The organism is Prosthecobacter sp. (genome assembly GCF_046154365.1).
In the GTDB taxonomy this organism is placed as follows: domain Bacteria; phylum Verrucomicrobiota; class Verrucomicrobiia; order Verrucomicrobiales; family Verrucomicrobiaceae; genus Prosthecobacter.
Map to the genome: position 1 here is coordinate 24,102 of NZ_JBJXFV010000059.1, position 24,772 is coordinate 48,873.

Here is a 24,772-nt window from a genome sequence, read left to right on the forward strand (position 1 = left end):
CTTACAACTCATTTACGAGCGTCTGACGCTTTGTTTTGGAGCTGTGGGAGAATACCACCAGACAACGAACCGGCGACGGTTCAGTCAAACATTTCAAATAGTGGTTCCTTCTGGCTGTTGGACTCTATCAAGCGACGGGGCGGATCGGGTGATCCGCCCCGTTTGCTTTTCAAAAACAGGGGGGCGGGCTCAGGAAATCTGCCCAATCAGGGTTTGGCTGCCGAAAAGCTTGATTTCCCGGCGCATGTCTCGAAGGTGCGTCCTCGCCGCCAACCTAGACGATGAAATTCGCCATCTTTGGAGACATCCACGCCAACCTGGAAGCCCTGCAGACCGTTCTGTGGGACGCTCAGGAGCAGGGTTGTGCCAATTACGTTTGCCTCGGTGACATCGTCGGCTACGCGGCCAATCCGGTGGAATGCCTGCAAGCCGTGCAAGACTTGGGCTGCCCCGTGGTGCGTGGAAATCACGATGAAGGTGCCGCCAGCGAGAGTTCGCTCGAAGAATTGAACCCTTTGGCCCAAAACGCCCTGCTCTGGACCCGCCAGCAGCTCAGTGAGGAGCAGCGCCAGTGGCTGCGCGACCTCAAACTTGTGCGTCAGGTGCGCGATTTCACCATCGTGCATGCCACGCTCGATTCCCCCGGCAACTGGGGCTACGTGACCAACCGCTTCGATGCGATGGCCAGCTTCAGCTATCAGTTCACGCAGGTCTGCTTCTACGGCCACACTCATGTGCCGCGCATCTTTGAAAAGGACGACGCCGTGCGTGCCGCCCGTGGCACCGATGTCACCCTGCAACGCGGCGTGAAGTATTTCGTCAATGTCGGCAGCGTCGGCCAGCCGCGTGACGGCGACTGGCGTGCCGCCTACGCTATCTACGACATTCAGGCGCAGACGATCACGATTCGCCGCCTCGAATACGACATCGAGACCGCGCAGGCAAAAATCCGTGCCGCTGGCCTCCCCTCTCTGCTCGCCGATCGACTTGCCTTGGGCAAATGAGCGCCGCCACGCGCCAGCTCCAAAGCCTGCGCGACTTCGAATCCGCGCTCATCGTCAAACCAAGCTCACTGGGCGACATCGTTCACACTCTGCCTGCTGTGAAGGCGCTGCGGCAAGCGCATCCACATCTCAAGATTCGCTGGCTCGCCAACACCGAATGGATGCCCATCCTCCAAGGCAGCCCGCTCATCGACGAAGTCATACCCTTCCCACGCAAAACCTTCCGTGGTCTCGCCGGACTCCTGCGCTTCTGGAACTGGCGGCGCACCTGGATGTGCCTGCCGCGCGAGGAACCGGAGATCGTCCTCGATTTCCAGGGCCTGCTGCGCAGCGGGCTCTCCAGCAGTTGGCGGGGATCGGAGTGCGTCATCGGTCTTTCCGATGCGCGTGAAGGCGCGCACTGGTTTTACAACCACGCCGTGCCCGTCAATGCCGGGGCGCATGCCGTGGACCGCTACCTGGAGCTTCCACGTGCCCTAGGCATCCAGATCGACGCGCAGGACATCACGTTTGAACTCACGCCTGGTCATCCACCTGCTGGCTGGCCGGAATCACTGCCGAATTTCATCGCGCTGCATCCGTGGTCACGCGGCGAGGGCAAATCGCTCTCCAATTCGGCCTTGCAGGCTATCTGCGATGCCCTGGCACCGCATCCCGTCGTCCTCGTCGGCATGACGAACGACAAAACGCGTCCAACCGGCAGTCACATTTACGACTGGAGCCATCGCACCACGCTGCCCGAACTCATCTGGGTCATGCGGCAGGCCAAATTCTGCATCAGCGTCGATAGCGGTCCAATGCACATCGCCGCTGCGGTCAATCCACGCACGCTCGGCATCCACACCTGGAGCGATCCCCGCAAAGTCGGCCCCTATCCGCCCGACGTTCATGTTTGGAAGGCCGGACGCATCGCCAAACGTGGTGAATTCACTGCTGCGGAGTGCTTGGGTGATGTCAGCGTGGACGAAGCTGCCGCGCAGGACATCGGCGCATGGGTGCATGTTGCACTGCGTTAAACCAGCCCGCGCATCGTACCTGTGCTGGTCGCAAACTTCTCCGTCTCAATCCCCATGCGCTGCGCGATGCTGACGAAGAGATTGGGCAGCGGGTAATTGTTTTTGGCATCAAACGCGAGGTGCTGGCCATGCTGGTAGCCGCCACCCGCGAGGAGCATGGGCAGGTTGGTAGTGAGATGGCCGCTGGCGTTGCCCAGATTGCTGCCCAGCAGCACCTGCGTGTGATCGAGCAGGTTTGACTGGCTCTCTTGCAGGCTCGTGAGGAAGTCGAAGAACGCCTGGATGGTCGCCTGTTCGATGAGTTCGAGCTGGCGCAGCATGTCGGGGTTCTTGCCGTGATGCGAGAGGCCGTGATAGCCGAGCTGCACGCCGGGAATCCGTGGTACGTTGCCATAGCCGGTGCTGCCGAGCGTGATCAGGCGCGTGCTATCCGTTTCCAGCGCCAGACGCATGACTTCAAAGTGAGCGCGCAGCGTGCCAACAAGGTCAATGGACGAAATTTCAGCCGGCGGTTTGGCTTTCACCTCAGGCTTGGGTGTTTGGCTCCACTGCGCTGCCTTGGCGAGTTGCTGCTCGGTTTCACGCACGGCGGTGAAGAATTGATCAAGCTTGTCACGATCCACAGCGCTGACTTTACGCTCCATGGCCTTCGCGTCATCCAACACTGCGTCCATGATGCTGCGTCCATCTCGCAGGTCGCGCTGCTGTGCCGCGACCTCATTGGCCGAGCCAGTGAGGAAAAGTTTGGCAAAGGCTTTGGCGGCAGATTGCTCCGGTGGAATGGCAACACCATTCGCCGACCACGAGAGCGTCTTCTCACCGAGCGTGAGTGAGGCGAAGCGGGTTTGGTCGCCAATCTTCGCTGCGATGAATTGGTCGAGTGAGATGGTGTTCTTAAACGTGCGCGCACCAGGAAAGGGAGCGGCAGTGAGGAAGGATTTCTCAGCCGAGTGGCCTCCATCGACGCTCGGATGACTGGTGCCGGAGAAGATGGTGAATTTTTTGCGCAACGCCTCACCGGGCTGCAAATAACGGCTCAGCGCATAGTCGGCTCCGGCTTGCTCTGGGAAAAAATTGGCCGGAATGAAGCCGAGCGGGATGTTGATGGCGACGAAGCGACGTGGTGCGGCCTCAGCCGCGGCACGCAGACGAAATGGCAGCATGGCTTCGAGCAGCGGCAGCGCCAAGCTGACGCCGGAGCCACGGAGAAAAGTGCGACGAGAGAGCGGTTTCATAAAGAGGCTAAGTTAGCGGGTGGCGAAGGTTTCACTCTGCACAATGGCGTGAACCAGCGTGCGCAGGCCATTGCCGCCTGCTTGCGCTTGCTCGACGATCTTGGTGATGGCCGCACGGTCGCTGAAGCCCATCTCGCGGCCCAGGGCATAGCTCAGCAGCTTCTCTGTGAGGCAACGAGCAAATTCGGCCCGACGTGCAAGCAGCAGCTTCTTGAACTCGCGAATGTCAGCAAAGGCTTCACCGCTCGCCGTTTGGCCGCTGCTATCCACTGGGGCACCTTTCACCACGCCACCCCAGTTGTGCTCCACGTTGGTCACATTCCAGCGCAGGTAGTTTTCACGAAATTCGCCGATGGGATCAAAGCTCTCCAGTGCGAAGCCCGGCGGATCAATCTGGCGGTGGCACACGTTGCAGCTCTCCACGTTGCGGTGCTTCGCCAGTTGCTCGCGCACCGTCTCAGCACCGCGAATGTCCGGCTCAATGCCCGCCGTGTTAGGTGGTGGTGGTGGCGTGGGTTGGCCGAGGATGTTCTCCAGCACCCACACACCGCGCAGCACGGGTGAGGTCGTGGTGCCGTTCGCTGTGACCTTCAGCACCGCCGCTTGCGTCAGCACCCCGCCGCGCACGCTGTTGGCGGGCAGCGTCACTTTGCGCAAATCAAGTCCCGTGATGCCTGCGATGCCGTAGTGCTCGGCCAGACGTTGATTGAGCATCGCCCACTTGGCATCCAGCATGTCTTCGATGGGCACATCCGCCTTCAGCATCTCGCGGAAGTAGCCCTCGCTCTCCCACAGCATGCTCACTTGCAGCAGCTCATCGAACTTCTTGTACAGCTTCTCGTCAGGCGTGGTGTCATTGAGCTGACGCAGGTGCAGCCATTGCCCGGTGAAATTCTTCACGAAAGACTCACTCTTGGGGCTGTTCAGCAGGCGCTCGACCTGCACACGCAGCACGGCTGGTGTGCTGAGTTGCTTCTTCGCAGCCGAAGTCAGCAACTCATCATCCGGCGGGGCGCTCTGGAGAAAATACGACAAGCGCACGGCTAACTCCGCTTCCGTGATGCGCGTGGTGTCAGGCTGCGGTGCTTCACGGAGATAAATGAAATTGGGCGAGCACAGCACGCTGATCAAACCTGCGCGCAAACTCTCCTCAAAGCCGCGCCCAGACTCCAGCAGTGACTTAGTGAGCGACACAAAACGAGCCGCCTCACCGTCCTCGGACACACGGCGAAACGCCCGTGACACAAAGCCGCGCAGAATGCGCTCCGCATCGGCCAGCGTGCCGGTTTTGAGGTCTGTGGTGCCGAGGAGTCGCGTGTGACTCTCCGGTGGCCATTGCTCAATGAGCGGCCCCGTGATTTCCACCTCGCCGAACCCAACGCCGGGATACATCACGCCGGGCTTTTTCTTGAGATAGCTCGGCAAACCGAGCGCGAAGAACTGAATGGCCGATTTCGCCTCCAGCAGCGCCTCGATCTCGAACATCTTCGGCTCCGCACTCACCTCGTAGTAACCCAGATTCTTGTGTGTCGCCTCCAGCCCGGCAAAACTCGATCCTGAGACAGTGAACCACAGACGATCCGCCGCATCATGCGCCGCCGCTTGAAAGCGGAAGCGATAACGCCCGCGCACAGGAATGCGGCGATCACGCGTGGAGATTTTGGAATACGACGAGTTGTCCGATGAAGTGAAGATCACCACCCGGCCATCCACGAGGCTGTATGAGCCGTCCGCAAAATACTGTTTCACCTCCCTGATCGAGTCCACCTTGAAGGTCTCCGTCTTCGGCCGCTCACCCGTGACGATGGCCGCATCAATCGCCCGCCGTGCCGCCGCCAGATAGCCCTGCATCTGCTCCGTCGAAACCGCCAGCGCCTCACCATTGTTATCAAAACCATCCGCCTGCTGATCCTCCGGCAGCAAGTCCTTCAAATCCAACTCCACGGCCAGCAGATCATTGATCGTGTTCTGATACTCACTGCGATTCAACCGCCGCTGCACCACCTCACGCTCCGCACGATCCGCCGTGATGAGCGCTGGCCGGATAACCGCCAGCACCTGCTCCAGCGCCGCTTTTGACGGCTGCGCTTGCTTCGCTGGCGGCATCTCGCCTTTCGCCATGCGATCATGAATGCTCGTCCACAGATTAGTCTGCACCCGGCCCACCATGCCGTAGTCCACCCGCTCCAGATTCAGCCCCCCCTTCTTCGTCTCCGCGTCATGACACTCCAGGCAGTGCTTGTCGAAAAAAGCGCCGGCCTGTTGTTTCATCGCCAACACCGTATCAGCCGACCACAAACTGCCTGCGCTGAGCAGGCAGGTCGTCAGCACCGCTTGGCGCATCGAAAAGAAGGGCAAAAGCCGCAGGGTGTGATCGTTCATCTGGCTCACCGACTCTGCCGGGAGAATCGCGGTCTTCAATGATTTAAGCTGCTGTCGCACCTTTGCCAAACCGCGCATACAGCGCCGGGAGCAGGAACAAATTCAGCAGCGTGCTGGTCACAAGACCGCCGAGAATCACCAGCGCCATCGGGCGTTCGATTTCATTGCCCGGCACATCGCCTTTGAGCACGAGCGGCAGTAAGGCGAGCGCGGCGGTGGCGGCTGTCATCAGGATGGGCACGAGTCGTTCCTCGCTGCCTTGCAGGACGGTCGGCAAACCGAAGGCGTGGCCTTCCTCCTGCTCCAAATGGCGGTAATGACTCACCAGCAGGATGCCATTGCGTGCTGCGATGCCGAGCACGGTGACAAAACCAACGAGTGAACCGAGTGAAAGCACACCACCACCAAGCCACGCGGCCATCACGCCGCCGATGAGTGCAAACGGCAGCGTGAGCGCGACGAGCAGCGTCAATCGCACGCTCTGGAAGTCGGCGAGCAGCAAGACGAGGATGCCTGCGAGTGAGCCGAGTGCCAGCCAACCGAGTTGGCTCTGTGCGGCTTGTCGTTCGGCCCATTCGCCGAGGATTTCGGGATGGTGGCCGGGTTTGAAGGTGAGCTTGGCGATGGCGGCCTCGATCTCGGGAACGACATCGCCCAAAGCGCGGCCTGAGACGTTGCAGGTCACGTCGATGCGGCGGGAGGCACCTTCGCGTTTGATGGCATTCGGTGTCGGCACGATGACGACATCGGCGACATCCGCGAGTCGTGTGTGACCGCCGCTGGGCGTCTCGATGAGAAGATCACGCAGCGTGGTGAAATCAGCACGAGCACTCGGCACGCTCCAAACCTGCACGTCATGCACGCGCTGGTCTTGATACACCTCGCCCACTTTGCGTCCGCTGATGAGTGTGGTCACGGCTTGGCGGATTTGGCCTGCGGTGAGGCCGTGCAGCGCGGCGGTCTCTGGCTTCACTTTGACTGTGATTTGCGGCACGAGGCTCAGCGATTCGACTTTGAGAGCGCTGATGCCGGGAATGTCCTTCACAGCAGCGCTGACCTCGGCGGCGTGTGTGCGCAGCGTGTCGAGGTCGGGACCGAAGATGCGCACCACGACGCTCGCACTCGCTCCGGTGAGCACTTCTTTGATTCGCTCGCGCAAAAACGTCAGCAAGTCACGCGTGAGGCCCGGATAGCCATCGACGACGCCTTGCACCTTCTTGATGGTCGCGTCGTAATCGGCATCGGGGTCGATGCTGATCCACAATTCGGTGAAGTCCGGCCCCACGACCTCATCTGCGACTTCCGCACGGCCAATGTGCGAGCCTTGATTGCGCACGCCTTTCACTTTCATCAAATCCGTCGCCGCAGCGATGGTGATACGCTTGCTGGCTTCGACGCTGGTGTTTGGCTTTTCGAGCCAGTGCATGAGGAAGTCGCGTTCTTTGAAGTTCGGCAGAAATTCCTCCTTCATCTGCGTCTGCCAAACCCAACCCGTGCCCGCAAAGGCCGCGATGAGCACCAGCACGGCCAACCAAGCACTGCGGGCAAAAAAGGGCAGCACGCCGCGATAGAGTGCCTTCATGCCGCGAGCCAAAAAGGCATCGCGATGCGCACCAGGCTTCACTTTGAGCAGCATGAGGCTCAAAGCGGGCGTGACGGTCAATGCGACGAGCAACGACGCGGTGATCGCCAAAATGTAACTCAGCGCCAAAGGCCGGAAAAACGTGCCCGCAAGCCCTGGAAGGAAGAACACGGGCACAAATACCAACACGATGATCACGCTGGCATAGACGACGGCGCTGCGAACTTCGAGCGAGGCCTCCAAAACAACGGCGAAGCGCGATTTCGTCGGGTTTTGTCTCAAACGACGCAGAATGTTCTCCACGTCGATGATCGCATCATCCACGACCTCGCCGAGGGCGATGATGAGGCCTGCGAGGATCATCGTGTTGATCGTCTGGCCACTCCACGCGAGCAGCAGCAGCGCCATGGCGAGCGAAAGCGGGATCGCCGTGATGCTGATGACCGTCGTGCGCCAATCTCCGAGAAACAACGCCAGCACGACCACCACGAGCAAACAACCAAGCCACAGCGCCTCCGTGAGATGATGGATCGAAATCTCGATGAAGCTCGCAGGTCGGAAGATGGTGCTGTCGATCGTCATGCCCGGCAGCGCCGGTTTGAGCTCTTCGAGCATCTTCTCGACGCCTTTCGTGACATCCAGCGTGTTTCCCCACGGCTGCTTCTCCACAATAAGCAGAATGCCATCGCCATCATTGATGACCGCGTCGCCGATGGGCGCTGGATGACCAATTTTCACCTCGGCCACATCGCCAAGCCGGATCGGTGCACCATTGCGAAACTCCACGACCGTCCTCGCCAAGTCTTCCGGCGTGGTGATGAGAGCGAGCTGAGCCACGCTAAGCCGCTGATTCGGTGTATCGACAAATCCACCCGCGCTGATCACCGCCGCATCGCCAGCGGCCTTCGTGATGGCATCGAGCGTCACTCCAGCCGCGCGGAGCTTCTGCGGATCGACGAGGACTTGGAACTGCTTGTCCCGCTGCCCCCAGATCGCGACATTTGCCACACCTTTGACCGACATGAGGCGCGGGCGCATCGTCCAGCGAGCCAGTTCGCTCATCTCCATCTGCGTGAGCGTGTCGGACTTGAGCCCGACCTTCAACACACGGCTCAACGACGAATACGGAGCCATGAGCACCGGCGGCTTCACGACCGCAGGCAGTCGGTTTTGCGCGAGATTCAGCCGCTCCTGCACGAGTTGCCGCGCTTTGAGGATGTCCGTGCCCGTGTCGAAGATCATCACCACCGACGACAAACCCAGCACCGACTTCGAACGCAGCGTCTTGAGGAACGGTAGCCCATTGAGCGAGTTCTCCAGCGGCACGGTGACCAGTGCATCCACTTCCTCCGTCGAAAGTCCCGGCGCTTCTGTCTGCACCTCCACCAATGGCGGCGCAAACTCAGGAAACACATCCAGCGGCGCATGCCGCGTGGCGTTGATGCCCACCACGAGTAACGCAGCCGCCGCAGCGACCACGAGCACGCGCATGTTCAGCGCCCAGGAGACGATGGAGCTCAGCATGGCGGATTTTGGGGCTGGAAATCGAGGGCGTGGGGTTTAGAATCGGGCGTTATGACACTCGCACCACCCGTTCCAAAGAACTTGCGCCAACAGATGATGAATCGTGTTGCCGAAATGGATGAAGACACGCTGGTGCGTCTCCATGATTTGGACCTTCTAGCCGAGTCGATCAGACTTCGCACGCTTATCTCCGAACAAGCCGAGGCAGAACGCGCTGCTGGCAAGTGGGATGACCTGCCTGAGGTCATTCGGGCGTATCGGAACCGTAATCGGCAGTCATGACGGTCTGCGTCGATACCAACGTGCTTTTGCAAGCTCGTGCGACGAGTCATCCCTATGGTGTGATCCTCGACGCATTTATCTTCGGCAGTATGCGATGGGCTGTGTCTCCCTCGGTTATGGAAGAATATCGCGAGATCATCCTCCAAAAATGTGGGACCGCGGCCTGGCGTGCGATGGATGCGCTTTTTGAAGTGCTGGAACGGCGTTCCATCGTGGTAATCGTGAATCCCCACTTCCAGTTTCAAGTCATCGCGAACGACCCCGATGACAACAAGTTCACCGACTGCGCCATCACAACGGGAGCGGACTACGTCATCACATCGGATCGCGACTTCGCGTCGTTGGCGAATGCGGGCTACAAGCCGCAGCCGATCACGCCGGAGGCGTTCATTGAGCGGTATCGCGGGGTGTATGTGTAATGCAGTCATCATCGCTCCGCGTGATGACAGAGCGGCGTTGATGTCAGGTTTGAGGTGGAATTTCATGTGGAAAGTGTTGGAGGAGCGTCTGGCTCGTCACGCGGAGCGATGACGGCTACTTTCCCGTCATGAATTCCGTGCCGAACAGCTCCGCGCTGCCGTCGGTGACGATTTTGGTGCCGACGGCGGGGCCGGTGGCCAATACGGCATCGGTGCCGGCGAGGCGGGCGACTTGGATGCGTTTGCGGGTGTAGGTGTGCTCAGTGGTCTGCGCATAGACCCACTGGCCACCGTGGATGTCGTGCAGCACGGCGTTGAAGGGGATGACGAGGGCTTCGAGCTTGCTGTCGAGCGTGGGGATTTCGACGGCGACGCGTTCGCCTGCTCGCAGCGAGGTGTCAGCGGGCAGTTGAAAATACCAGTCGATGGTATTGGTCAAAGCGTTGGCGGTGGGCGGGCCGGTGACGGGTTTGGCACTGCTCGGTTTGTTGGAACTGAGGGTGCGGATGCTGGCCTCCGCTTTGGCATCGAGCAGCGAGGATTCGCCGCTGTAAATGGCGACGCGGGCCCATTTGCGCGGGCTTTGACCGAGCGTGCCGCCGAGGAGATCACGCTGGGCTTTGGCGGTGGTCATGGCGGCTTCGGCGAGGGAAAGCGTGGCCTTGGCTTCATCGACACCGCGCACGCTGCCGGCTTCGGCGCTGAGCATCTTTTGTGCGCGATCGACGGCGATCTTTGCGGCGTCGATCTGCACCTGCGCCTGCAGGATGCGGCCATCGGCGGCGACTTGGAGATCGGCGAGGCGCAGCACTTCATCCAAGGTGCCACCGAGCACGGGCGCGACGGGTTTGCCTTCGGCAGCAAGCGGCGTGACGACTTCGCCGGAGAAAAGTCGCGTCGCGGGAATCGTGCGCTTCTCGATGGCGACGACTTTCAAGCGCAAGGCCTGCTCAGCTTCCGGTTTGAGCGTGAGGATGATGAGATCGCCCTCCTTCGTGATGGTGGCGGGTGCGGTGCCGCCGGCATCGGCGGCGTGGAGCGCAACTTGGAGCGCGAGTATGGCGAAGCCTACTCGCCACGCTGGGGTGATGCGTGAGCGCTGAGATAAAAAGTGGCGAGTGGTCTGCGACACACTCGCGCTCCGTGGTTCGGGTGAGTTCATGGCTTCAGAGTGGCCTGCATGGCGTCTTCGAGGGCACCGGCGGCGGTTTGGGCTTCGATGTTGGCGGCCATGAGCGCGACTTTCGCCGCGCTGGCCTCGAGCTGGCGGCGGGTGAGTTCGAGCGCGGAGACATTGCCCGCGTCCACCATCTTCCTGGTGGTATCAGAGGCCGCGTCGGCTTCCTGCGCGAGTTGCGCGGCGGTGGTGGCTTTGGCGCGTGAGGCCTGGTAAGCGGCGAGGGCGATGTCGAGCTCGCCTTGGATCGTGGCTTGCTGCGCGAGGAACTTTTTCTCGGCGGTGACTCGTTTTGCCTCGGCCTGTGCGATGGGGCCGCGATTGCGATTGAGCGGCAGCGCGAGATTGAGGCCAAGCTGCCAGCGGTTCTGGCCGGAGTTGTAATCGTAGCCGGGGCTGACGTTGATGTCAGGATACTGCTTCGCGAGTTCGAGCTTGAGCGCGGATTCGCTGGCGGCGTATTCGGCGAGCAGGGCCATCAAATCCGCGCGCTGCGTGAGTGCGCGGCGTCGGCTGTTGCCGGGATCAGCGAGGCGATGGAAGGCGGAGAAGTCGAGCGTCACCGCCTTGATCGCATGCAACGGCACGCCGACAGCGGCGGCGAGTCTGGCTTCACCGGTGGCGGCGGTGCGCTGGGCGTCTTGCAGCGCGAGGCGGGTGCGATTGAGCATCAAACGCGCCTGCGTGAGTTCAAAGGGGGAGACATCGCCCGCGTCCATCTGCGCGGTGAGTTTCTTGATGGCTTCGTCATGCAGCGTTTGCTCGGTTTCGAGCAGGCGGATGTTTTCGCGCGCGCCGTGCAGCTCCAGCATCGCGGTGCGGAGTCGCGAGCGAGCGGCCCAGGCACGCGATGACACACGCCAGCGCGCAGCTTCGGCGGCGGCGAGCGCTTGTTCGGTGCGTTTGGAGCGCTTGCCTGCCGTTTCGATAGGAATGGAGAGGCTGGGGCCGAAGAACCACGGCGTGGGAGCTGGCGCACGGAAGCTGGCATACTGCGGGGAGAAGGTGAATACCGGATTCGGCCGCATCTGCGCGGTCTTGATGGTCGCAGCCACTTCATCGGCCTCTGCGCGGGCCAGGACGACATCGGGGTGAAAATACGCCGCCGCCAGTGCGAGGCGGTTCACTGACCACGTGCCGGTGCCGGCTTTTTGTTCAGCTAAAAAGCTGTGCAGGGCAGGATCGGCCAAAGTGCGCGTGTTGAAGTCTGCGCTGGTTTTATCCGCCGAGATCGGGCGTGATTGGAACGCCACGCAGCAGCTAAGCAGGATTGGCAGGATTGGCAGTATGAGGATCGTTGCGAAGGGCAGCTTCATGTGAAAGCGGAAATGAGACACACGCTACTAATGCCGACTCTGCGAGGAAGTATCATGAAATAGCTGTCATTACTTCCCACCCGTCAGAACAAGTAATCCGGTGAGGATGAGCGCGGCACCTCCAGCAATGCGCCAAGTAAAGGGCTCGCCGAGCAGCAGCACAGAAAGGGCAAGCGTGACGATGATGCTGCCTTTGTCGATGAGGGAGACATAGGTGACGGTTCCTTCCTTCATGGCGCGGTAATAGCAGATCCATGAGAGCGTGGTGGTGAGTGCTGAGAGGGCGAGAAGGGTGATGGAGCGCCAGCCTGCGCTTTGCAAAGCCACTGCGGCTTTCGATGTGCCGGTCCACAGCCAGGTGTTTAGCATGATGAAGACAAAGACGAAGGCCGTTCGCACAGCGAGTCCGACATCAGCGCCGAGTGTTTTGAGTCCAGCTTTGGCGATGACGGAGGTCAGCCCGGCGAAGACGGCGGCGGCGAAGGCGTAGAGTTTCCAGCGTTCCATAAAGTTATTTTTGGATGAGCGGCAGGCGCAGTGTGATGCAGGTGCGGCCATCGCTCGTGGCCGCCATGACGATGCTGCCGCCGTGTGCCTGGGTGATGGATTCGGCGATGCTCAAGCCTAAGCCGCTGCCTTCGACGGTGGTGCCGTGTGCGGCATCGCCACGGAAGAAGCGCTCGAAGACACGCGCTCGAAGCTCAGGTGGGAGCACGGGGCCGGTGTTGGTGATTTGAAAGACAGCGTGTTGATCTTGGGCGCAAAGGCTGAGGGTGATGCTGCCACATGGCTGGTTATGCTTCACCGCGTTGTCGGCTAGATTGAGCAGGAGCTGGCGCAGCCGCATGCGGTCACCGCTGACTTGGACGGGCTCACAGGCATCGAGCTTGACGGTGATGTTGGCACTGGCGGCGAGCATTGTGGTGTCCTCGGTGAGATCGCGCACCAGTTCGTCGAGCGCGACGGTTTCGTTGGCAAAGGTAAGCAGTCCGGCATCTGCCTTGGCCAGAAAAGCGAGTTGACCGACGATGCTGGAGAGGCGCTGCACTTCTTCGAGCATGGAGGCGACGCGCTCGCGGTGTGGTGCGGGCGTGATGGCATCTCCGAGCATCTGCTCCAGCGTGCTGTGCATGATGGTGAGTGGTGTTTTGAGTTCGTGCGAGGCATGCAGGGTGAACTCACGCGCTTGTGTGAAGGACACGCCTAGGCGCTGCTTCATGCCGTTGAACACGGCGGCCATGCGGTCGAGTTCATCGCCATTGCCGCTGCCCTGGACAGGTTCAGCGAGATTTGAGGCATCCGTTTTCTCCAGGACCACCGTCAGATCCTCAATCGGGCGCAAAGCACGACGCATGAGCAGTCCTCCACCGATGATACCGAGCAATATGGCCGGTAGTCCGCCGAACAGGATGATCTCCGCAGTCTCTAGCAAAGGATCATGCTTCAGTGCGGCTTCGACACCACCATGCAGCGCGACATTACGCTGTTCATGGAATTCAAACCAACTCCAGTAACCCACAATCACCAGCGAGAGGCTGAGTGTGATGGAATAATACAGCAGAATGCGGTGGCGCAGAGTCATGGCTGAAGGCGGAGTGCATAGCCGAGGCCGCGCACGGTTTGAATGAGGGCAGGGGAGTGATCCCGGTCGATCTTCTCGCGCAAACGGCGCACATAGACATCGACGAGATTGGTGCCTGGATCGAAATCATACTCCCATACGGCGCTGATGATGTCGCGGCGGCTGACGACGGCGCTTTCTGCACGCATCAGGCACTCCAGCAGTAAAGTCTCACGCGATGACAGATCGATGCGCTTGCCCGCACGCCGCGCCTCGCGTTTGATGGTATCGAAGGTCAGATCGGCCAGCGTCAGCACAGGCGGCTTGAGCTGCGTGTTGCGCCGCACCAGTGAGCGCAAACGAGCCAGCAACTCGGACATGGCGAAAGGTTTGGGTAGGTAGTCATCCGCGCCAGCATCCAGTCCCTCGATACGCTGCTCCACCTCGCCGCGAGCAGAGAGCATGATGACGGGGGTGGTGTGGCCTTGGCCACGCAACGCACGCACGAGGCTGAGGCCATCGAGCTTCGGCAGCATGATGTCCACCAGCAGCGCATCGCAGCCACCTTTCAGCGCCTCCTTCAGCCCGACCTCGCCATTGGCGGCGCATGACACCTCAAAGCCTTCCTGCTTCAGCGTGGTGCTGAGCAGGGCGGCGGTTTTGCGGTCATCTTCGATGATAAGGATGTGCATCACGGTGTCTCGACGGCAGGGCAACGTCTGCAAATGAAAGGGTAGTCATGTCAGCGGGACATCTTCAAGGGGCCACCACTGCGCACCTCGGTAAGCTTGCCATCGCGGATCACCACGCCGCCGTTCACGATGACGTTGCTGAAGCCTTCGGCGTAGTGGTGCGGATCGTTGAAGGTGGAGGGATCGTTCACCTTGGCGGGATCGAAGATGACGATGTCGGCAAAGGCTCCTGCTTTGAGCAGGCCGCGATCTTTGAGTCGAAACGTCTGCGCGGGCAGCGAGGTCATGCGGCGCACGGCTTCTGCGATGCTGAGCAGCTTCAACTCGCGCACATAGCGGCCTAGCACGCGGGCGTTGTTGCCGTAGCTGCGTGGATGCGGCACGTCTTCGCCGAGACGACGCGGGCCGCCGTCGCTGGCGATCATGGTGAGCGGATGTTTCAGGAAGGTCTGCAAATCATCTTCGCTCATGCCGTGGAAGATGGCGCTGGCACCACCCTGGGCTTCGAGATCGAGGATGAACTCGATTTGATCGTCCAGCGTGTCCGCGCCGCGTTTCAGCTTCGCGGCTTCGGGAACTGTCTTGCCATTGAGCGAGGGATCGGCCTTGCAGCGGGCGATCACGGCATAGCTGTAGTCCTTGCGGCCCTGCCGTGCGCGCATCTCGGCCATCTGGGCGATGATTTCGGCCTTTTGCTTCGGATCGGCGATGCGGGCGATGAAATCTTCGCGTTCGCCCTCAAGTGCGCTATCCGGCAAGGTCTGGCGCAGGCCGGTGCTGGAGGCGGTGTAGGCGTATTGATCGTGCGTGATCTTCAAACCGGATGCGCGTGCTTTGTCGAGCACGGCGAGCACCTCGGCGGCCTTTCCCCATGCCGTGGGGCCGGAAAGCTTGAGGTGGGAGACTTCGGCGCGGATTTGGGCCGCTTTGGCGATGCGGATGATCTCATCGAGCGCTTCAAAGATGCGCACGGTCTCGTAGCGCATGTGGCTGACGTAGATGCCGTCGTGCGCGGCGGCGGATTTCGCCAGTTCGATGAGTTCCTCGGTCTTGGCGAAGGAGCCGGGCACATAGATCAAGCCAGTGCTCAATCCCACCGCGCCGTCCTGCATTGCCTGATCGACGAGTCCTTTCATCACCACGAGCTGTTCGGCATTCGGCGCACGGATGAAGCTGCCGCCCATGGCTTGCTCACGCACGGTGCCGTGGCCGATGAGCGTGGCGACGTTGATGGCGACCTTGGATTCCTCGATTTCCTGGAAGAACTTCGCCACATCCGTGCGCGAGTGGCCGCAGTTGCCGGTGATGATGGTCGTCACGCCCATGCGCAGAAAATTCTCCGCCGCCGGGATCTGGCAGATGTCCTCCGAATGCGTGTGAACGTCGATGAAACCCGGCGCAGCCACTTTGCCACCCGCGTCGATGACCGCATCGGCCGTGCCATCGATTTTGCCGACGCCGACGATCTTCCCGCCCTTCACGGCGATGCTGCCCCGAAACAGCGGTGCGCCACTGCCATCGGCGATCTCTGCATTCGTGATGAGGAGGTCAAAATCCGCCGGAAAGGCTGCTTGGGCGAACAGCAAGGCGGCAAACAGGAGCTGGCACGATTTCATGGCATGAAGTCTGCCAGGATTCCTTTGCCAATCCAGCCGCCACATTCCATATCTGCGCACCATGCTCGACCTCACGAACAAGAAAATCGCCCTCCTGATGGGCGGACCCGGCTCTGAACGCAAAGTCTCACTCAAAACAGCGGAAAGCGTCGCCGAGGCGCTGCGCAGCAAGGGCGCGAGCATCACCGAGATCGACGTGACCGGACCGGATTTTGATGTCCCTGCGGACACCTTCATCGCCATGAACCTGATTCACGGCACCTTCGGCGAGGACGGACAGATTCAGGCGATTTTGGAGCGGCGCGGCGTCCGCTACACCGGCGCGGGGGTGAAAAGCAGCCATTTGGCCTTCGACAAACTGCTGAGCAAACTGCGCTTCATCGCCGCCGGTGCGCCGACACCACGCTCGCAGACTTATCCGCTCGATGGCAGCCAGCCGCTCGCGATTGGCTTCCCGCTCGTCGTCAAACCGCCGCGTGAAGGCTCCAGCGTCGGCGTTCACATCTGCCATCATCAAGCCGAGTTCGACGCTGCCATCGAAGACGCGAAAAAATTCGGCACGGAGACGCTGATCGAGGACTATGTGGCCGGCAAGGAGCTGACGGTGGGCATTCTTGGCGATCAAGTGCTGCCTATCATCCACATCGAGCCGGTCGAAGGCTTCTACGACATCAACAACAAGTACCCGTGGATGGGCGGCACTGGCAAAACGAATTACAACTGCCCCGCCGACCTCAGCCCCGAGGTGACGAAGGCCGTGCAGGACGCTGCGCTGAAGGCCTTCCGCTCCTGCGGCACCGAGGTCTATGGCCGCGTTGATGTCATGCTGCGCGACAGCGATCAGGCTCCCTTCGTGCTCGAGATCAACACCATCCCCGGCATGACCAGCAGCAGCCTGCTGCCGAAAGCCGCGAAGGCCGTGGGCATTGAGTTTCCTGATTTGTGCGCACGGATTATCGAGCTGTCGATTGCGGCACGCGGTTGATAAGGAGGACTGCCTTCCAGGCTGTCAGCGGATTGAGGCTTCCAGCCTTATCCCAGAAAGGCTGGAAGCCTCAATCCATCGACAGGCCGGAGGCCCATCCTCCGTGCGCTCAGAGCGTCTGTATAAAGCGGTCCGCCTCGGCGATGGAGCGGTTCATCTGCGCCAGCAGGCGCTGGATGTCGCCCTGGATGTTGTCCGCCTTGCCACGCAACGAGCCGACGGCTGCGGCGTTCAGGTTGTGCTTCAAATAGAGCACCTGATCGCGAAACTGACGCAGCACAGGTTCCATCGTCGATTCAGCCGCATGCAGCGAGCTAGAGAGTTGCTCGAAGCGGCTGCGTGTGTCAGCGAGCTTGCGACGGCTGTCAGCGGCAAGCGATGGGTTTTGATACTCGCGGATTTCGCGTTCCCATTCACGGAACAGATCCCGTGCCACCGTGTCCACCTCGCGGATTTGGCTGCGGACTGCCGTAGCCTGGGCTTCGCAGTCCTCGTATTCGCCCTTGAAGCGGTTGTAGGCCGTTTCGAGATTGCCGCCGTGATAGCCGGTCAGCTTTTGAAGCTGCGTTAGCGCGTCCTGAAACTCCTCGCCCGCCTCCTTCTGCTCGCCACGCGCGGCTTTGACCGCGCTCTTGAGCAGATCGCGCTTCTCGTAGCCCAGTTTTTCCCAGGCGGAGTAATAGATCGAGCTGCAGGCGCTGAGCGTGAGCGAAAATGTGGCAACGAAGAGAAGGCGCGTGGTCATGGCGGGGAGATTGGCAGGATGGTGGCGGTCAAATCGTAGGCTGGGTGTGTTCGGCGGCATGGCGCACATTTTTCAAGCAACGACCTTCGCCGAACTGCCCGGCTTTGAGGGCGTCGTGGGCGTTTCCGTGACCGTCAAACAGACGGGCGGGCTGTCGCCACACCCGTCCTACGTTGCAGCATCGGTTCAGCCCACAAACTTCAGCGTGCCGACCTGGCCTGCGGCCATCGCGGCATGCTGGGCGTCGGTGCAGGCGGAATTCGTTGGGGCGTCAGCCGGAGCGTCACTGAGGTTGAGCAGGCTGTTTTCCGTCATCCAGCGTTCGACTTCTTCGCCGCTGATGTCCGCCAGCATGGTGCCGTTCACTTCCACGCAGGGGGACAGCGGTTGGCCGCTCTTTTGTTCCATCTCCCAGCGGAAGGCGGGATTCTTGATGATGTCCTTCTCCTCAAAGGCGAGGTCGTATTTGCGGAAGATGGCGCGGACGCCTTCGCTCCAGCCACAGTAGGTTTTCAGGTAGGCGGTGATTTTGGGGGCTTGCATGGTGGTATGGGGGTTTACGCGCCGAGAGTAGCGGACGATGCGGGGATTGCAACGGCAGCTCCATAACCGAGGCCGTGCTTGCCACCGCCGGACGTGAGGGTAGTATCCTCCCTCGTGAACCAAGACGACACATCCACCGCATGCCTCCAGGAGACTCCGGCGACCTACCAAGCGAACAGCCCGGATTCACCCCGGCCCGTGACGCCGTGGATGAGCTTCGAGGAAGCAGCCGCCATCTACTCCAAGATGCCCAGGCATTCTTACAGCGAAGCTTATGCGTCGATTCGACGCAATCTTGGTCAGGTGACGAGCGAGAGCAACAGCGCCGCGATGAGATAGCCTGTTTGGAGGAGTTCGCAGAGAGCCGTGGCATGTGGCTGCCTGCTGATGCCATTCAGGGCCTGAGCGTGGGAGGGCAGGAGCACGATTACAAGCTCCTTGGCGATCCCGATCCGCTGTGGATTCGGCGCGTGACCAAAGACGGCTATGGCTTCTATCCTCAGGCCAGTCCCATCCTGCACATTTCTCCCGGCACTCCGCTTCAATACTTCACACGCATGCTCCTCATGGAACGGCTCCATTCATTCCTGCGTTGTGAATTGGAAGGCTTTGTCCGCCAGCATGGGCAGATCAGCATCGTCACCAGACAGATCTACATCCCTGGCCGCCCGCTCACCGAAGAAGTCTGCGACGACAGCCCCAAGCGTGCCTTGCGCCTCATTGAGATCTGGTTCCAGCGACGCGGCTTTGAGAAACTCTACCTCAGCCAGTCGATCGGGCCGTCGATGGCCTGGTATCATCGCGAGCAAAACATTGCCGTCTTCGATGCCAAGCCGCAGAATTTACTCATCTGGGAAGACACGCTCTTTCCGGTCGATGTGATCCCGGTGCAGCCGACCGGCCTGCTGTTGAAGAAAATTCTCGCAGCGTTGTGAGCGTCACTTCACGCCCAGCTTCTCCTTCAAGAACTCAAACGTCCCCACGCCGTGGATGGTGTGCGGGCCGTCGAAGTGCTCGATGGTGGTGCGGTCGCCGATGCGGAGCTTGTTGTAGAGGCGGCGGACCTTGGCGAACTCGTAGTTCACCCATTCGTCGATGCCGACGCCGTCGTTGTGGCCGCGTTCGACCATGAAGGGACGCGGGGCGATCAACGCGGCCATCTCGGCGTAGTTGAAGGTGCGGCCCATGTTCCATTCCCAGATTTCATACTCGCCGGTGGCGACGTAGCTCATCGGCATGTCGGTGCTCACGCACTTGCGCACCCATTCGTTGAAATCGCCGCTGCAAATGCTCAGGCAGTAGTCTTTGAGCACGGCGGGTGTGCGCATGGCGGATTTGCCGCCGTAGCTGAGGCCGTAGAAGGCGATCTTGTCCGGCTGCGTGAAAGGCTGCGCCTTCAACCATTCGAGAATGCGCTGATGCTGGCCGTTGATGACGCTGTAGAGCGTGAGGCCGAGCGGATTGAGCTTTCGTTGCAGCGTGCGGAAGGCGTCCTTGCCGCGATACAAGTTGTGTGGAGCGAAGGTGACGAAACCTTGCTCGGCAAGGCGTAGCGCGAAGGCGTGGTAGTAGCCGACGGCACGATTCGCTGGATCGTCGGTGATGGTGTCTTCGGGGATGCCTTCCAAGCCATGCTGGCAGACGACGACGGGGCGTTTGGTGGCCACGCTCGCCAGAGCGTGGTTAGCGCGCCCATCCAAGCTCTGGCGAGCTTGGCTACGGTCTTGCGGCAGACACAGCCAGCCCCAGGCGAAAACATCCTCCCAGACATCGAGCGTGATCTCGTAGATGGCGACTTTGTCCGTCTCGCGCACGAAGCGGCTCCTGGCGTTCATCGGCAGATTCGGATCAGGCAAACGACCGATGACCTCGTTCCAAAAACGGTCGCGTTCGTTTGCTGTGTGCTTTTCAAAATCGGCGACGGACGTCAGCGGCAGCTTCTTCCAGAACTGCTCGTTGCGTTCGATCTCGGTGCTCACGAGCAGGCGCTGCGTGAAGGCTTCGAGTTCGCGCACCATGCGTTTCTGGCGTGTGGCATCCGGTTTGAGGCCGATGGCGGCACCCGTGACCTTCAAGGCCTTCAACGCCGCGTCCGCCGTCGCCTGCGGGAAGAGATGGCGAATGATCTGGTCGTTCATCGTCTCCATCGTGCAGGTCAGGATGCGGCTGCTGGGCGCGAGTTGCTTCGCACGCTCGATCTCGGCCTTGAAGCGCTCCAATTCCGGTGCGGTGAGCTTTCCAGGCGCGGCGATGGCACGCTCACCCTGTTTGGCCTCAGGCGGGCCGGCGAGTTTCGGATAAAACAAGTGCTGCAAGGCCAGCGGACGCGGCGCGATGAGGCTGGCGATCTCCGCATCGCCAAAATCACGCAGCAGGCCGAAGACATTGCGGTAGATCGGCTCCGCCCACACGCCATCGCGTGGCGCGAAGTAGCCGGAGGAATAGACGCTGTCGATGCGTTCGTCGATGGCGGCGGCGTGCAGCGCCAGCATGCCGCCTTCGCCGACACCGGCGATGAGCAGCGGCACCTGCTCCGGCTGCGCCTTGAACCAATCGACGAGCGCCAGCGCCTTCTGCACCTCGTATCCGATGATGTGGCGTCCCAGTTCATACGACTGGCGGTAAATCCACTCGCGGTGCGGGATGTTCGTCTTCACGCCGAACTTGTCGTTCGTGCTGAACTCCGAATCGCGGCTCACGAGCGTTGGAATAACGATCTCACAGCCGGTGGTGAGCAAAAACTCATCCACCAGCTTCTCCGGCGTGCCGCCGGCATCAGGCAGGTAAATCACGCGTGCATGCGGTTTCGACTTCGGCTGCACATAGATGCCCTCGCCATGCACGCCGTCGAGCACGGGCCAGCGCACACGGAAGACACGGCACAGCTCCGTTTCCATGAGCAGCGCCGGTGATTCCGTGTCACCGACGAATTCGAGCGCCTTGATCGGCAGACGCTCGTCCACCACACCGATGATCGCCTTCAGCTTCTCGCGCGTCGGTTTGCGATTGGCCTTGGATTGTTCAATGAGCCGCAGCGCGAATTTATCGACGCCCGCGACCATCGTGGCGGAGAAATCGAGATTTGGTTCCAGCGCTTGCGTGCCGGGGAGAGTCTGACCGTGGGTCAAGGTGGTCAAGACAACGGTCAAGAGGGGCAAGACGTGGGCGGGCAGGTGAATCGAAAGGCGCATGAGCTTCATACGCGGCCAGGCGCGGCAATTCTCGCCATCCACACCCGCTTTAAGCAGGTGCCAGCAGCGCGTGAAACCCAGCCTGGCTGAAATGGTGATCCGTAGTCAGCGCCTCAGTGAGTCTGTGCTCCTGCATCACCACAAAGGAGATACAGTCCGTCAAAGACCACGCCTTGTCCGGCCGGGTCGCGAAGAGGTCGCGACCGCGTTGGAGGAGGCCGGAGGTGGCGGGGATCAATAGCACATCGTCTCTCGTTCGAACCATGCGGTCGATGAGCAGAAAGTCGGATCGGTCGTCGGGTTGGCTGAACGTGGAGCCCAGTTCCAACAGCATAAATTCGGTGGTGACGAGCAGCGACCAAGGCAGGCGCGAGGCGGCAGTGGCGGCCTCATGATGCTGATCACGGGTGCTGAGGATGGCCTGGAACCAGGAAGTGTCGGCAAATCCCCTCATCGCTTGGGAAGGCCATGAAGGTAGTGATCGTGGTTGAGCGCCATGTCCGTCGGCCAGTCACGCGGTCGGGAGAGCTTCAAGAGTTCCTGCGCGAAATCGGCAATGGGAGCCTCCTCACGCAGTTCCACATCCACCACCACGCTTGCGCCTTCCGGCAGCACGGCGTCGGGCGGCAGCTTGATCTGGCCGTTTTGGATGGTGCCCTTGTAGCTCATGCGGCGAAGTGTAACCACCGCACCTCCGATGACAAGCACCCGTTCCCTCACCTCGCCGTCGAGTTTCTTCGTGTCAGGGCAGCGGTGGCGGCGTGGTCTGCTTTTTCGGCCAGATGGCGCGGATGAGACCGATGAGGAGCAGAATGAGGCCCACCAGGGCGATGCACGCTCCCACCACGATGACGAGGATGGGCCCACCGATGGCGATGAGCCCCTTGATGAGATACCACGGCAGTGCGAACACCGGATTGTCCGTCTGCGTGCTCGGTGCCTCGACCGTCTGAATGTTGTCCATCAAGCCGGGGCCGGTGTAGCAGGCCAGATAACCACCTCCCAAGGTGAAGATGAGTCCGAGGATGAAGGTCCAGTTGAAGAGGCGTTTCACAGTTGTGGGCGGTAACAGAGCTCTGGTTGTTAGCCTCAGTAGCGCAAACGTGTCAACCGCACCTTGCTGATTGTACTGTCACAGCCGCTTCTGCTCGAAGAGCCACTGCCAGAACTCCGGGTTGGCATACGTCTGCGTCCACGAATCGTGACCGACGCCGGGATAGATCGTGAGTTTGACCGGAGCGTCGATTTTTTTGAGGGCGTCGTGGATTTTGTGGCTGTTTTCGACGGGGACAGCGCCGTCTTTGTCGCCGTGAAAAATCCAGCAGGGCAGATGCTTGAGGCGCTCTGCCGTGACCCAGCGCACGCCGGCACCGCCGCAGATCGGGGCGATGGCCGCATAGGTGTCGGGATACTCAAACGCGGTCTCCCAGGTGCCGAAGCCGCCCATGCTGATGCCGGTGAGATACACGCGAGTTGGATCGATGCGCAGAGTTTTGACCAGATGATCCGTCACTGCTTTCACGCCGTGCGGGTTCCACAAGTTGCCCGACTCACACTGCAAACTGGCGATGACAGCGGGGAACTTCTGCCCGGCGGCGACCAATTTGGGCGGCCCATGCTTTTTGATCAGTTCAAGGTCGTTGCCACGCTCGCCGGAGCCGTGCAGGAAGATGACGAGTGGCCATTTCTTTGTCGTATCGGCCTCGTAGCCCTCCGGTTTGCTCAGCAGGTAGTGGTAGTTGACCTTGATGACGAAATCGCCGCTGTAGGAGCCGGGTGTTTGCGTGTCGGCGAGAGCAAAGGAGGCGGCGAGGAGGAAGGCGAACGTTTTGACCATGTGAGCATAACGTGAGGCAGGAAAGACCCTTGCAGCATGGGGCGAACGACGTGCCATGCTACTCGTAGGCCGGATGTGTTGGGCGGAGTCAACACCGCCTCGTCTATTGTATCCATCGCCCAACTATCCGGCTTGGGAGGCTTACGAAAGTTACAAGACGCTCGAACGCTCCCCAAACCCAGCCGGATAGTTCGGCGATGTCACCCCGCGTGTCAGTCACACGTCACGCGCCGAACACATCCGGCCTACATCAACCAGGTCGCATCTTCCCCGTGCCGGGCAGGGCGCTGAGGAAGAAATAACGCGGTGAACGCAGCAGGTCGCCGATCTCGCGGATCGCCATGCAGAACAGCAGCTCATCCAGGCGAGTATGCGCCTGTTCGTGATCTTTGAGATGTTCGTCGAGAAAGCGGCGCAGGCGTTTGTTGGCGTTGAACTCCAGGGGCACGCTGCCGAGGTTCAACAGCAGCAGGAGCGTGAACACGCCCGCAGCGACAAACAAGGCGTTCTTGGCGATGAGGATGCGGGCGATCATGAGGCCGACGATGACGAAAACGCTGGCGGTGGGCAGGTAGCGGCTCATGCGGATGCAGCTTTGACGCCATTTGAGTTCGCCGAGGCTGTTGCCGGTTTGCAGCGCGTGCGCGGCTTCATGCAGGGCGATGGCCCAGGCGGCCAGCGTGGTTCCCTGCGCCACGTCCTTGCGCAGGAACAGGCGGCGGCGGGTGGGATCGAAGTAATCGGTGACGACGGCGTTGTGCTCGACGACCTGCACATCCTCGACGCCTTCGGCTTTCAGAAACATGAGGGCGATCTCGCTGCCGGTGTGCGCGGTGGGGGAACTGGCGCGAAAGCCTTTGAGCATCATGGCTTCGTGGCGTGCCAGCGCCCAGCGGCTGAGACCGATGCCGAGGACGAGAACCGCGATGAGAAGAAGAAAGACCATGTGAGGAAGGAATTGGACCCTCGTAGCAATACGTTCGCTGGCAAACTGTCCGTGCGTTGATCTTGCGTGGCACCGGAGAGCATGATTGCATGGCGGCATGATTCACCGCGTTGTTTTCTTTGTCGCCTGCCTGCTCACCGCCATTCCTGCCTGCGCGGAAGATGCGCTGGGGCAGGGCGAGTTTCGTTATCGCATCGTGCCGGGCTGGGGGCGCGAGGCGCTGGCACAGGTGAGCGTGAAGAATGGTCACGCCGTGGCCATCGACGGCCAGGGGCGGCTGCTGTTCCTCACGGACGACGCGAAGAACAATGTGATCATCCTCGACGCGAAGACGGGCGCTTTGATCAAGCAGTGGACGGCCCGTATGCCAGGCGCGCATGGCATGAGCCTGGTGCGTGAAGGAGAACGCGAGGTTTTGTTCATCACGGACACGCAACTGCATGAGGTGCGCAAGCTGACGCTTGATGGCGAGGAGCTGGCGGTGTTTCCCTGGCCTGAAAAGGCGAAGCTGCATGCCGATGCGAAGGAATACCGACCTTCGAAGACGATTCACTTTCCGAACGGCGAGTTCGCCGTCTTCGACGGTTATGGGAAGACGAGAGCGCAAAAATGATTTCGGATTTGGAACCTGGCGGGCATTGTTGGGCGGCGATTAATACTGGAGGGCAGGGCGAGGGTTCATCAGCGCTCTAGTTCGGGCGGTGCTGGCCAGCAGGTGG

25 protein-coding genes are annotated in these 24,772 nt (G+C 60.8%); 8 read left to right on the forward strand and 17 right to left on the reverse strand.

Features of this window, described 5'->3' with window-relative positions; genetic code table 11:
* Positions 1-281: 281 nt before the first annotated feature.
* On the forward strand, positions 282-1,004 hold the full coding sequence (locus tag ACKVY0_RS06490) for a metallophosphoesterase family protein (protein ID WP_409213980.1): 723 nt from the start codon (positions 282-284) through the stop codon (positions 1,002-1,004).
* A complete protein-coding gene (locus tag ACKVY0_RS06495) occupies positions 1,001-2,020 on the forward strand; it encodes a glycosyltransferase family 9 protein (RefSeq protein ID WP_409213981.1) in 1,020 nt (339 codons plus the stop codon). The genes ACKVY0_RS06490 and ACKVY0_RS06495 overlap by 4 nt, the downstream gene beginning before the upstream one ends.
* Here the strand turns inward: ACKVY0_RS06495 and ACKVY0_RS06500 are convergent.
* From ACKVY0_RS06500 to ACKVY0_RS06510, 3 genes are read right to left on the reverse strand one after another with little or no spacing between them, the layout of a single operon-like run.
* Entirely contained in the window at positions 2,017-3,255 is a 1,239-nt protein-coding gene (locus ACKVY0_RS06500) for a DUF1552 domain-containing protein (RefSeq protein WP_409213982.1), read from the reverse strand. The genes ACKVY0_RS06495 and ACKVY0_RS06500 overlap by 4 nt on opposite strands.
* Positions 3,256-3,267: 12 nt before the next feature.
* Positions 3,268-5,637: a DUF1592 domain-containing protein gene (locus ACKVY0_RS06505; RefSeq protein WP_409213983.1), complete on the reverse strand. Its 2,370-nt coding sequence runs from the start codon at positions 5,635-5,637 to the stop codon at positions 3,268-3,270.
* A gap of 43 nt (positions 5,638-5,680) precedes the next feature.
* The gene (locus tag ACKVY0_RS06510) at positions 5,681-8,743 is read right to left on the reverse strand and encodes an efflux RND transporter permease subunit (RefSeq protein WP_409213984.1); all 3,063 of its coding nucleotides are present in this window, start codon (positions 8,741-8,743) and stop codon (positions 5,681-5,683) included.
* Positions 8,744-8,836: 93 nt separating this feature from the next.
* Between ACKVY0_RS06510 and ACKVY0_RS06515 the strand changes: the two genes are divergently transcribed.
* Positions 8,837-9,025, forward strand: a complete 189-nt coding sequence (locus tag ACKVY0_RS06515; protein ID WP_409213985.1) for a hypothetical protein — start codon at positions 8,837-8,839, stop codon at positions 9,023-9,025.
* Positions 9,022-9,444, forward strand: a complete 423-nt coding sequence (locus ACKVY0_RS06520; protein WP_409213986.1) for a putative toxin-antitoxin system toxin component, PIN family — start codon at positions 9,022-9,024, stop codon at positions 9,442-9,444. Before ACKVY0_RS06515 ends, ACKVY0_RS06520 begins: the two co-directional genes overlap by 4 nt.
* A 115-nt stretch (positions 9,445-9,559) precedes the next feature.
* On the opposite strand, the gene ACKVY0_RS06525 is transcribed toward ACKVY0_RS06520, so the two are convergent.
* From ACKVY0_RS06525 to ACKVY0_RS06550, 6 genes are all read right to left on the reverse strand, one after another.
* Positions 9,560-10,606, reverse strand: a complete 1,047-nt coding sequence (locus tag ACKVY0_RS06525) for an efflux RND transporter periplasmic adaptor subunit (protein ID WP_409213987.1) — start codon at positions 10,604-10,606, stop codon at positions 9,560-9,562.
* Positions 10,603-11,937 (reverse strand): TolC family protein, encoded by a 1,335-nt coding sequence (locus ACKVY0_RS06530; RefSeq protein WP_409213988.1) that lies wholly within the window; start codon positions 11,935-11,937, stop codon positions 10,603-10,605. The genes ACKVY0_RS06525 and ACKVY0_RS06530 overlap by 4 nt, the downstream gene beginning before the upstream one ends.
* 69 nt (positions 11,938-12,006) lie before the next feature.
* Positions 12,007-12,444: an EamA family transporter gene (locus ACKVY0_RS06535; RefSeq protein WP_409213989.1), complete on the reverse strand. Its 438-nt coding sequence runs from the start codon at positions 12,442-12,444 to the stop codon at positions 12,007-12,009.
* 4 nt (positions 12,445-12,448) lie between these two features.
* Positions 12,449-13,519, reverse strand: coding sequence for a sensor histidine kinase (locus ACKVY0_RS06540; RefSeq protein ID WP_409213990.1), 1,071 nt, complete (start codon positions 13,517-13,519; stop codon positions 12,449-12,451).
* The gene (locus ACKVY0_RS06545) at positions 13,516-14,190 is read right to left on the reverse strand and encodes a response regulator (RefSeq protein WP_409213991.1); all 675 of its coding nucleotides are present in this window, start codon (positions 14,188-14,190) and stop codon (positions 13,516-13,518) included. The genes ACKVY0_RS06540 and ACKVY0_RS06545 overlap by 4 nt, the downstream gene beginning before the upstream one ends.
* A 50-nt stretch (positions 14,191-14,240) precedes the next feature.
* Entirely contained in the window at positions 14,241-15,806 is a 1,566-nt protein-coding gene (locus ACKVY0_RS06550; RefSeq protein WP_409213992.1) for an N-acyl-D-amino-acid deacylase family protein, read from the reverse strand.
* 61 nt (positions 15,807-15,867) lie between these two features.
* Between ACKVY0_RS06550 and ACKVY0_RS06555 the strand changes: the two genes are divergently transcribed.
* On the forward strand, positions 15,868-16,791 hold the full coding sequence (locus ACKVY0_RS06555; protein WP_409213993.1) for a D-alanine--D-alanine ligase: 924 nt from the start codon (positions 15,868-15,870) through the stop codon (positions 16,789-16,791).
* 109 nt (positions 16,792-16,900) lie between these two features.
* Here the strand turns inward: ACKVY0_RS06555 and ACKVY0_RS06560 are convergent, their stop codons facing one another.
* Both ACKVY0_RS06560 and ACKVY0_RS06565 read right to left on the reverse strand, forming a co-directional pair.
* Positions 16,901-17,536: a DUF2959 domain-containing protein gene (locus tag ACKVY0_RS06560; protein ID WP_409213994.1), complete on the reverse strand. Its 636-nt coding sequence runs from the start codon at positions 17,534-17,536 to the stop codon at positions 16,901-16,903.
* 186 nt (positions 17,537-17,722) lie between these two features.
* Entirely contained in the window at positions 17,723-18,079 is a 357-nt protein-coding gene (locus tag ACKVY0_RS06565) for a glutaredoxin family protein (protein WP_409213995.1), read from the reverse strand.
* Between the two features lie 114 nt (positions 18,080-18,193).
* On the opposite strand from ACKVY0_RS06565, the gene ACKVY0_RS06570 reads away from it, so the two are divergent.
* Both ACKVY0_RS06570 and ACKVY0_RS06575 read left to right on the forward strand, forming a co-directional pair.
* Positions 18,194-18,418, forward strand: coding sequence for a hypothetical protein (locus ACKVY0_RS06570; protein ID WP_409213996.1), 225 nt, complete (start codon positions 18,194-18,196; stop codon positions 18,416-18,418).
* 32 nt (positions 18,419-18,450) lie between these two features.
* Positions 18,451-19,014, forward strand: coding sequence for a hypothetical protein (locus ACKVY0_RS06575; RefSeq protein WP_409213997.1), 564 nt, complete (start codon positions 18,451-18,453; stop codon positions 19,012-19,014).
* A gap of 3 nt (positions 19,015-19,017) precedes the next feature.
* On the opposite strand, the gene ACKVY0_RS06580 is transcribed toward ACKVY0_RS06575, so the two are convergent.
* From ACKVY0_RS06580 to ACKVY0_RS06605, 6 genes are all read right to left on the reverse strand, one after another.
* On the reverse strand, positions 19,018-21,228 hold the full coding sequence (locus ACKVY0_RS06580) for a dienelactone hydrolase family protein (RefSeq protein WP_409213998.1): 2,211 nt from the start codon (positions 21,226-21,228) through the stop codon (positions 19,018-19,020).
* Between the two features lie 91 nt (positions 21,229-21,319).
* Positions 21,320-21,724: a type II toxin-antitoxin system VapC family toxin gene (locus ACKVY0_RS06585; RefSeq protein ID WP_409213999.1), complete on the reverse strand. Its 405-nt coding sequence runs from the start codon at positions 21,722-21,724 to the stop codon at positions 21,320-21,322.
* Positions 21,721-21,939, reverse strand: coding sequence for a hypothetical protein (locus ACKVY0_RS06590; protein WP_409214000.1), 219 nt, complete (start codon positions 21,937-21,939; stop codon positions 21,721-21,723). Before ACKVY0_RS06590 ends, ACKVY0_RS06585 begins: the two co-directional genes overlap by 4 nt.
* Before the next feature lie 73 nt (positions 21,940-22,012).
* On the reverse strand, positions 22,013-22,324 hold the full coding sequence (locus ACKVY0_RS06595) for a hypothetical protein (protein ID WP_409214001.1): 312 nt from the start codon (positions 22,322-22,324) through the stop codon (positions 22,013-22,015).
* Between the two features lie 78 nt (positions 22,325-22,402).
* Positions 22,403-23,107, reverse strand: coding sequence for a prolyl oligopeptidase family serine peptidase (locus tag ACKVY0_RS06600; protein WP_409214002.1), 705 nt, complete (start codon positions 23,105-23,107; stop codon positions 22,403-22,405).
* A 250-nt stretch (positions 23,108-23,357) separates the two neighbouring features.
* The gene (locus ACKVY0_RS06605) at positions 23,358-24,053 is read right to left on the reverse strand and encodes a zinc metallopeptidase (protein WP_409214003.1); all 696 of its coding nucleotides are present in this window, start codon (positions 24,051-24,053) and stop codon (positions 23,358-23,360) included.
* 97 nt (positions 24,054-24,150) lie between these two features.
* Between ACKVY0_RS06605 and ACKVY0_RS06610 the strand changes: the two genes are divergently transcribed.
* Positions 24,151-24,666: a hypothetical protein gene (locus tag ACKVY0_RS06610; RefSeq protein ID WP_409214004.1), complete on the forward strand. Its 516-nt coding sequence runs from the start codon at positions 24,151-24,153 to the stop codon at positions 24,664-24,666.
* The last annotated feature ends 106 nt before the right edge of the window (positions 24,667-24,772 follow it).